The 15,624-nt window shown below is 35.7% G+C and carries 7 protein-coding genes; 2 read left to right on the top strand and 5 right to left on the bottom strand.

What is annotated here, in order from left to right; genetic code table 11:
- Positions 1 to 127 precede the first annotated feature (127 nt).
- Positions 128 to 3,313, bottom strand: coding sequence for a beta-galactosidase, LacZ type (gene lacZ / locus L3049_RS05875; RefSeq protein ID WP_275108872.1), 3,186 nt, complete (start codon positions 3,311 to 3,313; stop codon positions 128 to 130).
- 286 nt (positions 3,314 to 3,599) lie between these two features.
- On the opposite strand from lacZ, the gene L3049_RS05870 reads away from it, so the two are divergent.
- Entirely contained in the window at positions 3,600 to 4,718 is a 1,119-nt protein-coding gene (locus L3049_RS05870) for a LamG domain-containing protein (RefSeq protein ID WP_275108871.1), read from the top strand.
- A gap of 54 nt (positions 4,719 to 4,772) precedes the next feature.
- Positions 4,773 to 6,569, top strand: a complete 1,797-nt coding sequence (locus tag L3049_RS05865; protein ID WP_275108870.1) for an arylsulfatase — start codon at positions 4,773 to 4,775, stop codon at positions 6,567 to 6,569.
- Between the two features lie 373 nt (positions 6,570 to 6,942).
- On the opposite strand, the gene L3049_RS05860 is transcribed toward L3049_RS05865, so the two are convergent.
- The 4 genes from L3049_RS05860 to L3049_RS05845 form a co-directional block, all read right to left on the bottom strand.
- A complete protein-coding gene (locus L3049_RS05860; RefSeq protein ID WP_275108869.1) occupies positions 6,943 to 9,177 on the bottom strand; it encodes a glycoside hydrolase family 3 N-terminal domain-containing protein in 2,235 nt (744 codons plus the stop codon).
- A 158-nt stretch (positions 9,178 to 9,335) separates the two neighbouring features.
- Positions 9,336 to 11,180 carry a hypothetical protein gene (locus L3049_RS05855; RefSeq protein ID WP_275108868.1) on the bottom strand — a complete coding sequence of 615 codons (1,845 nt, stop codon included), beginning with the start codon at positions 11,178 to 11,180 and terminating at the stop codon, positions 9,336 to 9,338.
- Between the two features lie 2 nt (positions 11,181 to 11,182).
- Positions 11,183 to 13,633, bottom strand: coding sequence for a glycoside hydrolase family 2 TIM barrel-domain containing protein (locus L3049_RS05850; RefSeq protein ID WP_275108867.1), 2,451 nt, complete (start codon positions 13,631 to 13,633; stop codon positions 11,183 to 11,185).
- 113 nt (positions 13,634 to 13,746) lie between these two features.
- Positions 13,747 to 15,624: a sulfatase family protein gene (locus tag L3049_RS05845; RefSeq protein WP_275108866.1), complete on the bottom strand. Its 1,878-nt coding sequence runs from the start codon at positions 15,622 to 15,624 to the stop codon at positions 13,747 to 13,749.

Genomic DNA, 15,624 nt, shown 5'->3' with positions numbered 1-15,624 from the left:
GAGACAAGCCGAAAGTTTATTTGTTACATCTGTGTAAGTATTTAATTACAAGGCGTTAGATGTGTTAAGGGTAAATAAAAAAGGCGTTGATTACTCAACGCCTTTCTTGTTTTATTCTTGCTAACTATTACTTTTCTGAAGAAATTGTAAATGAATATTGATATTCACCGGAATATAGCCTGTACTTTTCAATAGGTTCAGCTTTTGGTGACCATGTATCACAACCACCAACTCCAGTTTGAAGCAAATCAATATTAACAGTGTAGAAATTCTCTTTCTTCAATTCGTTGGTATGTCTTGCTTGTTCTAAGGATTCGGCTGTCCATGGCCAAACAGAAGTACTTAATGCTTGTGCTCCCTCGAATCGTAAACCTGCTCCGTTTTTATTCTCAAGCTGCAACCATCTAACATCAGTTCTGTTACTGCATTCCTGTGGTTGAGCATATTCAAACACAAAATCAGCAACATTTCCTTTGTAAACATTCACTTCTGCAGCTTCGGCACGATCACTGTAGTTTTCCCATGGCCCTTTTCCGTAATAACTCATTTTAGACAAGTTTACAGGTACTTTTGTACTCATCCCAACTCTTAATAGTTTAGGAAGAGATTTGTCTGCATTTAAACTGTAATCTACTTTTACAGATCCATCACCAGTAACAGTATAGTTTAGCTTCAAATTAAGTTTGTCTTCAATTTTTAGCACAGCAGTAAAGCTAACAGAGCCTTCTTGATTTTTAACTACATCGAAAGATTCTAATTTTAGGTTTTGAACAGCTGTTTTCCAAAATGCAGATTGTAACTCAGGTTTCCATCCTCGTTCGTCGTTATCTGTTTTTGGACGCCAAAAATTTGGTGTCATTGCTCCATCAATAAGTGTATTCCCGTTTGAAATTAATTGTTGGATATATCCGTCTTTTTCTGAAATTTTCAAGTTGAAATTCTTGTTGGAAAGAACAATTATTCCGTTCTCTCTTTTTTCTGATATTTCAGGAAAATTTTGTTTTCGGGAATCTTTCTTTTCAATACCAATTGGAAGTTTGAATTGTTGCTTAGCAATTTCAAATCCTTTATCAGCCCACAGATTGGCTTTTGTGCTATTCATGCTCACCCGAAGCCAGTATTCGGCACCTGGAATTACCTTAGGTGTTTTGAATGGAATGCGAATCTCCTTTGAAGCTTCTGGATTAATTATTTGCATTGGCAAATTACCTTCCTGTAGTTTTTTTCCATCCTGATACAATTCCCATTTGAATAATTTATCGGAAGTATTGGAAAACCATTGACGATTACGTATTCTAATTAAACCTTGGTCTAAGTTAACCGCTTTAAAAGTTACTGGTTGGTACACATATTTGCATTCTTCAATTTCAGGTTTTGGCGTTCTATCGGAAGCAATAATACCATTCAAACAGAAATTTCCTGCATTAATCGTATCACCGTAATCACCACCAACAGCATAGTATGGCTTACCATTTTCATCATGCCTTAAAATTCCTTGATCAATCCAATCCCAGATAAAAGCACCCATTAGGTTGTCATATTTATGAATCAAATCCCAGTATTCCATCATGTTTCCTAGTGAATTTCCCATTGCATGTGCATATTCACATGGCATTATTGGACGATGGATGTATGGGCTATTGGCCAAATTCTGAAACTGTTCCAAGCTTGGATACATTCTGCTGATTACATCAACATAGGCTGGATCTGTTGGGTTTGCATAATTAATATTTTCCCAATTACGCCATTCGTCAGAAAATACTTTTTTGTAATGTTCATGATTCTGATCACCTTGAGCACCTTCGTAATGTAAAAATCTTGTAGGATCATAGTCTTTAATCCAAGCAGCCATAGCGGCATGATTTGGACCTGATCCGGATTCATTTCCGAGGGACCATGAAATGATACTAGCATGGTTTTTATCTCTTTCAACCATACGAATGGCTCTGTCAACATAAGCTCCTGCCCAAGTTGGCTGGTTCGAGAGTAAACCTCTTACGGCGTGAGTTTCCAAATTGGCTTCGTCCATCACATAAATACCGTATTTGTCGCATAATTCATAGAAATACGGATCGTTAGGATAATGTGAGGTTCGAACAGCATTAAAATTATATTGTTTTAGCAGTTGTACATCCTTTTCCATTGCTGCGCGAGAAATTACTTTTCCGCCTGTTTGATCATGATCGTGACGGTTAACTCCGTAAAGTTTTACTTTTTTACCATTGATCAGCATAACATTACCATCAATCGTAACATCTCTAAAACCTACTTTTTGAGAACGATGATCAATTTGGTTGCCATTCTTATCTTTTAAACTTAATACCAAAGTATACAGGTATGGATCTTCTGCTGACCATTTGCGTGGACTTTCAATATTTTGTTCTAATAATCCGAAATACACATTATCTCTTTGAGGATAATATTCATTCGCAATCTTGTTAGCGTTTAGCTCAATTTGTTTCATCACCTTATTTCCATTGGCATCAAATAAATTGGCTTCAATCTTAAGATCATTAAAATTCACCTTGTCAATTGATGTCAATCGAGGTCTAATTTGTAATAGTGCATCATCGAGATTAGAGTCAAATTTAGTTCGAACGAAAAAGTCGTTAATAGCAATTTTGGGCTGTGTAAGAATCATTACCTCTCGGTGAATACCACTTAAACGCCAATGGTCTTGATCTTCAAGAAAACTACCGCTTGTCCATCTGTAAACTTCAACAGCAAGAGTATTTTTTCCTTCATTTAGAAATTCGGTAATATCAAATTCAGCAGGCAAACAACTGTCTTCACTATATCCAACTTTTTGGCCATTAACCCATACATAAAAAGCCGATGTTACACCACCAAAATGCAGGATGACTTGCTGATCATTCCAATTAGGATTCCATTCAAAATTTGTAATGTATGATCCAACTTCATTTGCCCAAGGATAGTGTGGCGGATTTAGATTTACTTTAAAATTGGAATTCACATAAACAGGATTGCCATATCCTTTCAATTCCCAATTTGATGGAACATCTATTTCATCCCATTTGGAGCTATCAAATTTTCTATCGGCAAAATTTACTGGTCTATTTTCAACTTCTTTAGAGTAATTGAATTTCCATTTTCCATTTAGAAATAGTATTTCAGAATTTTCACGATTACCTCCAAGAGCATCTTTCACATTTTTGAAAGAATAACTAGTTGCTCGGGCAGGCATTTTATTAACGCTATAAACAGTAGGATTTTCCCAGTCGTTAATTGGTTTTTGAGCTTGTGAATTAGCAAGCAAGCTACACATCATTATTAAAAAGAATAACTTCTTCATTTGTTAAAAATTTGCCATTATGAAATTGATAATTTTCCTTATAAGTATAAGTGTAAAAATAGGTCGAAATATTTTATTCATCAGTCTGTTTTCGATGTAATATAAGGGGGCATTTAAGGTTTATGCTTGGTTTTTAAAGTATATATCCCCCAAATACACGCGCTTTTATTCCTGTTAATTAGATTAATTCAGCGTAATATTGTTTAGTAATTGGAAGAACAATCTAATTTGATAAGCTGGTCTTCCGAACTAATGTTTTGTACTGTAAATTGAATATTTTAGATATATGAAGAAAGTTGTATTATTGTTATTATTGTGTTGTTCCATTGGACTACAATTAATGGCAGATCCACCGATTCCACCAAAGGGATTTAGATGGGTTCTCAATCAAGAATTCTCTGATGAATTTAATGGATCCGAATTGGATCAAAAGAAATGGAACAATTACTTCCCAGGTTGGGAGGGAAGACAGCCGGCAATGTTTAATCCAGAGGCTGTATTTGTGAAAAATGGAAACTTGGAAATTAAAAGTGGCATTTTAAAGAAGGCATATAAGGGTTATAAGTACTATGGTGGTGCCGTTACATCAAAATCTAAAAAGGCTCATTTTGGTTACTATGAATGCAAAGCAAAGGCATCAAAAATTCAGATGTCTACAACATTCTGGATGTCGAACGACAAAGTGGCATTTGAACCAACCGATTATCGAGGAGATTCATACAGTCAGGAATTGGATATTCAGGAATGCGTTGGTGGTGGAACTACTGATGAGAGATTTAGAATGGGCATGAATTCCAATACTCATTTTCGATATGTAGAAAAAAGAGGGGAAAGAGAAAAGTTTATCTCTAAAGGTTTACAAACAAAGGTTAAATCAGAAGTTTCGGAAGAATATCATATTTATGGTGCCTGGTGGAAAAATGCTAATGAGGTTTTATTTTATGCAGATAATGAATTTTCTGATACTGTAAAAGTTAGAACCGATGTTTCAGAAAAACCTTTTGATCGTCCTATGCAAATAAATATGGTAACCGAGACTTACGATTGGCAACCAATTACAAATGTTAATGATTTGGAAGATGAATCGATTAATACCGCACGTTACGATTGGATCAGATCCTATAAATTAGTTCCAATATCACAGGTTTCAGGTGCAGTTGGTGATCTCTTTACTGAAAATGTAACTGTAAGCACTCTTGTTAAAGAAGAGACTTTACTAATCAATTGCATCGTGAAATCTAATAGTCAGAGAAAACTATATATTAAAGTTAAAGATAAGGATGGAAATTTGGTGAAGGAGATCGTAAAGGATGTTTATCCTGGATTTGGACAGGATGAAATTAAATTGCAATGTGACGGTAAATTTTGCACATCCAAACAATATTTTGTTGAGGCGAATTTTTAGTCTCTCGTTACTAGAAACCAGTGTAATCATTTAGTTTACAATAAGAATTAAAAAATGAAAATTAAAAATTTATTTGGGGGAATTGCTATAGCACTTTCCATTTTTGGGTGCGAGGCAACGACTACTCTTGAAAAGCCTAATGTTATTATAGTGATTACTGATGATCAAGGGTATGGGGATCTTGCTTGTCATGGAAATCCGATTATTAAGACTCCAAATATTGATCAATTGCATTCAGAAAGTGTGCGTTTTACAAACTTTCATACTGGAACAACTTGTACTCCTACGCGTGGAGGTTTGCTAACTGGACGTAATTCCAATCGGAATGGAACCTGGCATACCATTGGAGGTTGTTCTTTACTGAACGAAAAGGAAACGACGATTGCTGATGTGTTTTCTGAGAATGGATATGCAACAGGAATGGTTGGGAAATGGCATTTAGGAGATATGTATCCGTTTCGCCCGCAAGATAGAGGCTTTGATATGGCTTACTATCACGGTGGTGGTGGTGTAGGGCAAACACCAGATTATTGGAACAATGATTATTTCGACGATACCTATTTTAGAAATGGAACTCCAGAGAAAGCTGAAGGATATTGTACTGATGTTTGGTTTAATGAAGCAGGTAAGTTTGTTAAAGAAAATAAAGACAAACCATTTTTCCTTTATGTGTCGTTAAATGCACCACACAGTCCTTTTAATGTGCCTGAGAAGTATTACGATTTGTATGAAAATGCAAATCTTAAACCAACACAAAAGCGTTTTTATGGTATGATTACTGAGTTGGACGAGCAGTTGGGAAAATTCAGAAAAAAATTAGAAGAACAAGGAGTGTCTAAAAATACAATCTTGATTTTTATGACTGATAATGGAACTGCTGCTGGTTACTATTACGATAAAAAAACAGGTGAATATACAGGTTATAATGCAGGTATGAGAGGAACTAAGGGCAGTCATTATGATGGTGGACATAGAGTGCCATGCTTTATTAGCTGGCCTGATGCAATGCCAGAAGAAGGACGAGATATTAATTCTTTAACTGCTCATGTTGATTTATTGCCAACATTAGTTGATTTATGCGATTTGGAACATACCTATCTATCGGAAATGGATGGAAAATCTGTAAAAGGTATGATTTTGGATAAGCCTACTGAAACAGATTTTGATAAAAGAATGTTGGTGACAGATACGCAACGAATTCAATGGCCTAAAAAAGGTAGAAACTCTTGTGTGATGACAACTCGTTGGCGTTTGATTGATGGAGATAAATTGTACGATATTAATGATGATCCAGGACAGAAAGTGAATGTTGCGAATGCCTACCCTGATGTTGTTGTTGAAATGAATGCATTCTACGATAATTGGTGGACAAGTACCGAAAAAGATTTTGAGTATTCGGTTATTAAAATAGGTTCGGATAATGAGAACCCGATGCATCTAACTTGTCACGATATGCATAGCGAACAAAATATTCCTTGGAATCAGAACATGATTCGCAATGGTATATCCTTTGATGAAGGAATTTTTGTAACGGAAGTTATGCAGCAAGGGAAGTATAAATTTACAATTTCCCGTTATCCACAAGAAAGTGGATTGGCTATTGATGCTTCAGTTGAAGGAGAGAAAGCTACAGATTATACAGAATGGATTGCACTGGGTAAATCACTTGATTTGAAAGATCCGGTAATTCGAATTAATGGTAAGAAATACTCGTGTGCATTAACTGATGATAATGCATCAGCAGAAGTTGTAGTTGAACTGTCGGCAGGAAAAATGGAGTTTGACGGTGGTTTTACCAACAAGGATAATAAACATGAAATGGCTTATTATTTTGTTGTTGAGCGGTTATAGACAATGAATTTAAAAGTTAAAAAACCCGAAATAGAGCGATACTATTTCGGGTTTTTTGTTGTGTTTTTCCTTTTTAAATGGTACCGCTTTAATCGGTTCTATTTTAAGTCAGGAGTGTTGAGAAGAAGAAATCTGTAGTTTTAATTACCATTTTTAATTTCGTTTTGTTAATCTGGCGTAGTATTCGTCAAGGCTATGGATCATGGAATAAATTTAATAATTGTGCTTAAATTTGTGTAAGTATTCTGAAAATTAGCTGATAGACTATTTCTTTGTTAATGAAATCAGTAAATAGAAAACCCGGAATTGTGATTGCACACATTCCGGGTTTTGTATTTTTAAAACAAAGAGTAATTATCAGTAGAACATTATTTTATTGATTTTTCGAGAAGAATACTGAACGCCCATTTTTAAGAATTTTGGCATCACCCTTTATATTAATTGTTCCGCTTAAACGGATATCAGTGCAAGATGCTGCTAGCTTAAAATCATATTTTCCTGGTACTACAATCCATTGGTCATTTTTGTATTGAACCAATTGCTCAGGTGAAACAAGGAATTTTATGGATTTTTCTTCACCTGCTTTTAAATCTACACGCTGAAAACCTTTTAATTGTATTGGTTTCATACTTGAATTTTCATCGGTAGGAGAGACATACAACTGAACGATCTCAGTACCGTCCTTTTCACCCGTATTTTTCACTTTACAGGCTATTTCGAAACGATCATCTGTAATTTTAGTGCTAGAGTTCAATTGCAAATCACTATAAGTATAATTGGTATATGACAAACCGTATCCGAAAGGATATTGAGGTTCTTCATTTGTGTATTCATTTTTGTAGTTCACCTCTGTTTTGTCTTCCGATTTAGGGTAAGTGATACACAATTTAGCAGACGGGTTAACTTTACCGATCATGATATCAGCAATTGCTTGGCCACCTTCTTCTCCAGGGAACCAAGCTTGAACAATAGCAGCACAACCTTTTTCCAACTCATTTACTACTTGCGGACGACCACCGTACATAACCAAAATTACCGGTTTTCCAGTTGCAATTAATTGCTTTACGAAAGCTTCTTGTTCTCCTGGTAAACGAATTCCTTTTCTTTCACGCCCTTCACCGCACAAGTAAATGTTTTCTCCCATTACGGCGATAATCACATCACTTTCCTTAGATATTTTAATAGCATTATCAAGATTTGGTTGAGGTACATCTTTAATGGTTAGCATTTTTACTTTTGCCAAACGACTATCGCCTAATCCATCTTTTTTGATCATTGATTCTAAAGGTGCACTCCAGTCACAGCCACGTTCATGTGCAATGCTAACATCATCTCCAAGAACATTGTGTAAACCTTCGCTAAGACTAATTAGTTTAGGATTGTTAGGGTCGAAAGATTTACCCCACCAAAACGAAATCATAGATTGGTATGTGTAATCACCTAATAAACCATGCACTGTAGCTGCATTTGGTCCAACCAAAGCAATCTTTTTCACATCCTTTTTAAGGGGTAGAATACCATTGTTCTTTAATAAAACGATAGACTGACAAGCAGATTCATAAGCCAATTTACGGTTTGCAGGAGGATCAAAATCCAGCTCTCCATCAACACCAATTGCTGGATTTTCATCCAATAAGTCCAAACGAGCCTTCATGATTAATGAGCGTTTTACTGCATCGTCAATTTTTTCTTGGCTTACCAATCCTTCTTTCAATGCTTCAGGTAAATATGGAAAAGCAATTGGTTTTGCAAGTTCAATATCTGTACCAGCATTTAAAGCCATAACTGCAGCTTCCTTCGATGAAGATGCCAGTTTGTGTCCAGTATAGGTAAGGTTAATTGCGCCATAATCGCTCACGACAACACCGTCAAATCCCAACTTTTCTCGTAAAATTGTAGTTAGCATTTCTTTACTGGTCACTACAGCTTTACCTTTGAATCTACCGTAAGAAGGCATTACACTTTTTACGTTTCCTTTTTTGATTACTACTTCGTGTGGCATCAAATATTCTTCATGAAATTCCTTAGAATTATTGTTTTGAGTACCATATCCTGCAAAGTGTTTCGTTGTAGCTGCAACTCCATTACTGATGTCTTCTCCTTGCAATCCATTTACAAACGCCAAACCTAATGCAGAAGTCAAATAGGCATCTTCACCATAACTTTCTTCAATTCGTTCCCAATGAGCGGTGCGACTAAGGTCGAGCATAGGAGACAGGGCATAAGTTGCTCCAGCAGCTCTCATATTTCTTCTTGTAGAAGCTGAATTTTTGATAATTTGATCTTCATTCCATGAACAACCCATGCCAATTTGCTGTGGGAATGTTGTTGCTCCCTGAGTTGCAAATCCAGTGATTGCTTCCTCGTGAAAAATAGCTGGAATTTTGGTTCTGGTTTCGGTCATTAGATAATGCTGAATCTCACGAACAAAGTCTCTTAACTCCGATGGACTCATGGTCAAGGAAGATGAAAATTGACAGAAATGTCCTATTCCATGAGGAATGATTTCTCTGCATTTTTCAAGAGATAATTTGCCATCAATCATGAGATCATTTGGCCGAATTCCTTCTATTTGCGCTAATTTTTCCTCCAGAGTCATTCGACTCATTATTACTTTAACTTTTGCATCGATTTCTTTATTTGAGAAAGAATTCGATTTTTCAGGCTTACTGGAGTCTGAACCGCATCCAAAAAAAATCAGTAGGATAAAAAGAATTGAAAATTGGAATCTTATGGATTTTAAAATCATATCAATACTAGTAATTATTATTTGATGTAATCAACATTGTTTAAAACACTTAATTTGACTGAACTAACTCGTCCTCCATTTCCATTAAATGAAATTTCGATAGTGTTATCCTCTTTCACAATTTCACTTGGAATATTTACTTCCATAACTCCAAAGAAGCCAGTCTTAGTTCTATCAGATTGATCATATCCTTTCCAATCACTCGGGAAATTGATGTTTTTTCCATTAAATACTAAGCTTGCATTAAGCGACTTATCTAATGGTCGGGCAATACCTATTTTTAAACTTGCTCTTTGAACATTTGCGTCTATTCCTTTTATGTGAAACTTGATCGCTTGTTGATCTTCGATCGGCAATAGATATTCATCAGCAAAGTAATTTTTGTTCTGTAGTGTTTCAGATTGAGTAATATTATCCTCAAATGTATACTCTAGAATTACCGCTTCATCTTTCGCGAGACTTAGTTGTCTTAACTTCGGATCCAGTATTTTCACATCTAAATTCGGCTTGTTTTCTGATAGGTATAGTCTTCTTATTTTTAGTGATTTGACCTTAGGTAGTTTAGTGAAATTTAAATTTATTTTTTTTTCATTGTGTTCCAGGTTGCTTAAAGCAATAAATGCCTTGTTTTCATGGATAAAGCTATGCGCTAGAATATCTGGATCTGAAACTTGAATGTCACTATATGAACCTTGAACACCTTTCCAGAATTCATAGAATTTGGTTAGGTGAGTCCACTCATATTTACCATTTACTTTTCGCATACTTACCCATGGATATGGATGGCTTCCAGGTGTTTTGAACCATTTAGCTTTAGCAGTAATGAATGATACAACTTTTGCAATCTGATCAGGGCGATCCATAAACTGCATCATTTGATGATTGATGGATCTAATGTTTTTCCAATCTCTAAGTTCACTATATGGAGATCCAATCCAATCTGGTCGTGTTATTCCATGTTCCGACATTAAAATGGGCTTTGTTTTCCCCCATTTAATTGTAGCATATGCATCAATTAGATCCATTATTGCTTCTGCATTACTTCCAGATCTGAATGAATCACCTCCGGTTACATTTTTCCCATCATAAATGTGATAGGATAAAAAATCCATATCCTCGCCAGCCAAGTCCATGAATAATTTCATTCGCTCGTTCCAATGTCTAAAATCCCATAATTCAAATGATGGCCATGCAGAGGCAAATCCACCTATCATTACTTTCGGAACTTTCGCATGTAATTTTTCTGCGAGACTTTTATGGAATCGACACATTTCTACGCGTACATCTTCTGAATCAATTCCTTTGATATCCTTTGCATGAACAAAGGGTTCATTCATTGGTTCATAGTACTTAGGAAAGGGTAATTCTCCATTCGCACTATTACCGTATAGATTTTTAAACTCACGTGCAATGTATTCCGCCTCCTGAGAATAGTCTGCATTTTTCCCTTTCCATTGAAAAGCATACCTACTATGTTTGTGAGTAGGATGAGATGTGAATATCATACTTCGATCCAGTTCGATTGGAGTTTTCATCCATTGTAATGATTTTCTGCGTGAAGACTTAATTCGCTTCAGGTGATCAGCTTTTGAAGGAGTTTCATTAGCCATAAATTGTCCAACAGTTGGAGCACTGAAAGATCTTCCAAAACCAACACCTAATTCTTGCAGATATGCCAATTCTTCTGAATTAAAGCTTTTGGCTTGCGCGTGCATGTTGAAGAATTTTGATCTGTCAAGCTCGGCAACTTTTCCATACATTTTCTTTGTTTGAAGATCAATATCCACTTGTACTTGAGATATTGATGAAAAACTAGTGAAAATGATTAGTCCAGAACAAACTAATATGTCTTTAATTTTCATGTCTATTTTGATTCAAGTTGTAAATTGGAACTTTCAAGTCCTTTAGAATGAGCTGAGAATAAGATTTGACCTTTTTCTTTAGTCGATTTTATAATGACTAAACATTTGCCCTTAAATGCCTTTCGGTATGAAGCCTGAAATGGTTCATGGCTCATGTTGTTCCCATTTCCTACACCTACAATCGTGGCTGGACCTTCAATTGAAAAATTAATTTTATTACTTGCGTTTGGAACGATATTTCCTTCAGCATCAAAAATTGTACATTCCACATATATTAAATCTTGACTATCTGATTTCATTTCTGTTCTTCGAACGCTTAGTGATATTTTCTTTTCTTTTCCAGCTGTCTTGAGTGTTTTTTCTGCAACTTTCTCACCGTTTAAATAAGAAATAGCCTTAAGCTCCCCAGCCTTGTATTTTACTTTCCATGTTTGATATTCAACACCCTTTTTGTCGTTTGATTTTTTACCTAAGGATTTTCCATCTTGAAATAGTTCAACTTCATCACCATTTGTAAATGCAAAAACATCAACAAGTTTACCTTCCATACCATTTAGGTTCCAGTTCGGGAAAATATGAACCATTGGTTCATCACTCCATTGAGATTGATAGAAATAATACCCATCTTTTGGAAAACCACATAGGTCTAATGGAGCAAAAGAGGACGATCGCGCAGGCCATCCAAAAGGAATTACTTCTCCTAAATAATCAAATCCTGTCCAAATAAATTGTCCCATGACATGAGGTCGTTTTTTTACCGCTCTCCACGCTTCCATGCCACTATCACCTGTAATACCTCTTTTCTCAGTCCATTCGTAGGCTTCTTGACTTTCGTATTGTAATGCGTTCCACCATTGTTTTTTCGCATCATCGTATAAATAAGTTGATCTAGGGTAGAAAGATTGAGCTGATTCACATTCTGTTACAATTGCTAAGGCCGATGGAAATAATGATCTTTCCTTATCAAATCCGTCATCTTTGATATAGTTATAGCCCTTAATATCGCTATGAGATACGGCCGAATCATTTGGCCAACGATCCCAACCATACCCATAAACACCATTAGTAACAGGACGATAGTCCAATTCATGAACAATCTCAGCAAGTCTTTTCGCAATTGGAGCTCCTTCATCACTCATCATTTGTTCAATTTCATTTCCAACGCTCCACATAATAACTGAAGGATGATTTCTATCTCGAAGCACAAAATCTTTTAAATCGATATCTGCCCATTTTTTGAATTCTTTGGCATAAAAATCTACCGGAATTCGAATCTTTTTTCCGTTTTGAGTTGTGGCTGGAGATTTAGCTTGTTCCCACTCGTCGAACATTTCGTTCATCACCAAAAATCCCATTCTGTCACAAACATTCATAAATTCTTCTGAGAAAGGATTATGCGCAGTTCGAACTGCATTACATCCCATTTCTCTTAAAATTTCTAATTGTCGCTCAATCGTTCGCTCATAAACTGCAGCACCTAAAGGACCACCATCGTGATGCAGGCAAACACCTTTTAGTTTGATGTTTTTTCCATTTAGTAAGAATCCGTTTTGAGCATTAAATTCCAATTTTCGTATTCCCGTTTTATTCGTCTCAGAATAGATTGTTTTACCATCTTCAATAAGCTCTGTTTTAATTGAATAAAGGTTTGGAGTAGAAGGATTCCATAATGATGGACTTTCAATATTCAGTTCGGAATTAATGATTTTATTCTCTTTTGATAATAAAGTTTCTTGCAGATCAATTGAATTGACTGCCTGCCCATCAGGATTAAAAGCTGTATGGCGTATTATAATGTCCTTTTTAGCATCAGAATCATTTTGAACCTTTGTTTCCAGTTTAATTGTTGCGCTTTCATCGTTATAGTCATTTGCAACAATGTAATTTCCCCGAACAGGAACGTATAATTTGTTAGTTGTAATGAGGTGTACATGACGATAGATTCCGGTGCCACTATACCAACGAGAACCGGGTTGTGAAGAATTATCAATTATAACAGTTATAATATTGTTAGCGTCAAAATTAATATACTTGGTAAGATCATAATGGAATGCAATATAACCTAATGACCTTTTGCCTAAGAAATGTCCATTTATCCAAACTTCAGAATTTCGATATACACCATCGAAATAAATTACAAATCGTTTATCTAATTTGCTTTTGGATACCTTGAAGGATTTGCGATATGCACATTTTCCAGCGGGAAGCCATCCTCCTCGCGAAAATGAAGCATTCTCTTTACTAAATGGACCTTCAATACTATAATCGTGAGGCAGGTCTACATCTTGCCAGGAAGTGTCATCAAAATCAGGATTTTCAGAATCTATCGCCTCACCTTTTGAGAATTTCCAATTGAAATCGAATAATTCTTTGGTATTTGTAGGCTGATTTGCTTGGCAACTCGCCAGAAAAATGATTATCAATAATAGAATAGATATTTGTAGTTTTTGCATCCTAGTTGGTTTTAGATCAAATGTTTAAGGTGTAGTTTTGAGCTTGTATACGATTTTTGTAGAATTATTAGCTAGCAGATAAATAAAGCAGCCTATCCATGGCTATGAATAGGCTATCTGTAATGTGGTCTTTGTAAGTCATTTAAATATGACAAACGTTGTTTTACCAATTTGTTTTCTAAAACAGACTTTTGAATTTTATTCTCTTTAAGATCAAAAGAATACTTTTGTCGTCCATCTTGTAATAAAGTAACCGAGTTAAGAATTAACAATGCTTCAGCACTATCAGTCGATTCGTAAAGGGCTTTGCTAATTGCTTTTACAGGATTTTCTATTTTCGTTAACCCCAAGTATTCAGCAGCACGAACTCTATTAATCAATTCAGAATCATTCATATAAATCTCTTTAGTTAAGGCGATTAGCTTAGTATCCTTTTTCTGAAATCCACTACAAACAATTAAAGCCCAGTATCTTTCCCATGGATCATTAGACTTCAAGTACGATTTGATTTCACTTTCAACCGAATCAAAATCAGAAAGTGATAGGTTGGCGATGTGACGATAAGTACTAAGTTCCTTTTTGTGTGTTTGTCCAAAACTTGCAGGATCGCTAATTGCATTTTTAAGCAAGTAATGTTCTGGATAGAAAGATAGATCGGGCATGCTGTTTTCCCAATTTTCCAACTTTGCTCTTAGCTCCAATAATTTGTCTGAGTATTTTGAATCTGTAGCTAGATTATTTGTTTCAAATGGATCTTTTTCAATATCATATAAAGCCTCAGCTTGTTTTGGTTCAAAAAAGGCCGATTGTACAGTGTTTAATTTCTTAGCTTCGTATAACTCTCTCCATTCTTTATACGCCAACTGCTTGTACCTATAGTTGTTCATCAAGCCATCGAAATTGAATGGTTGGTAATTTCTGATGTATTTGAAATTCCCTTTTCTGACGGCTCTAACCATGTCATATTTTTCATCAAAACGATCCGCGTAAGAGTAGGTCTCATCTCTCGATTCCAAGTCTTCTTTGCTTACACCTTTACCAAGGAATGGTTTGCCATCCATATTCTTCGGCACTTCTATTCCTGCAAGGTTTAGTACAGTAGCTCCAAAATCAACAAAACTTACAAAGCCATTTGTTTTACTGCCTTTTTCTAGGGTAACAAGCTCTTTGTATTTTTCTGGAATATGTACTACAAGTGGCACGTGCAAACCTGTTTCATACAAATATCCTTTACTTCCAGGTAAAACTCCACCGTGATCGCCATAATAGAAAATAAAGGTATTCTCTAATAAGCCATCTTCCTTAAGTTTGCTTACAATATCGCCTACTTCTTGATCCATGTTTACGATTTCATCGCGATAGAGAGCATTTGAGTATTTGAATAGGTCGGTTTGAGGATGATTTGGCTGAACAAAGCATGAGTTCGGATCACACTTTGTCTTTTCTGTACGATACTGTTCTTCGGTAAAATGCAAGCGTCCTTCATGAGTTGTACCAATGTTTTGAACATGAAAAAATGGCTGACCATCTTTTCTATTTCTCCAACTGGCTTTCTTCGAAGAGTTATCCCAAACATTGTCTGCTTTAATGATATTATAATCTTCTTTAGAATTGTTGGTTGTATAGTAACCTGCTTTTCGAAGATAGGCAGGAAACATTTCCATCGAATCCTGAAGGATAATGCATCCCATTTTACGATGGTAATGCGAAGCCATTCTAGGACCATAACAGCTAGAAATAAGAGTTGATCGAGCGGCACTACAAACTGCAGCATTCGAAAATGCGCGATTGAATATTACACCGCTATTTGCTAGCTTTTCAATATTTGGAGTTTCAATTCCATTTTCGTCAAACAAGCTCATGTAATGTTTAGAGTTGTCTTCCGATACGATCCACACAATATTGGGAGGAGTCGCTGTTTTGTTTGTGCTACACAAAGTCTGAATAGAGATCAATGCAAGAAGGGCAAGGCTTACAAAACGTAATTTCAT

The sequence above is a fragment of the Labilibaculum sp. DW002 genome (assembly GCF_029029525.1).
Taxonomy (GTDB): domain Bacteria; phylum Bacteroidota; class Bacteroidia; order Bacteroidales; family Marinifilaceae; genus Paralabilibaculum; species Paralabilibaculum antarcticum.
The sequence above is the reverse complement of the archived record's forward strand: the minus strand, read 5'-3'. Positions and strand labels throughout refer to the sequence as shown.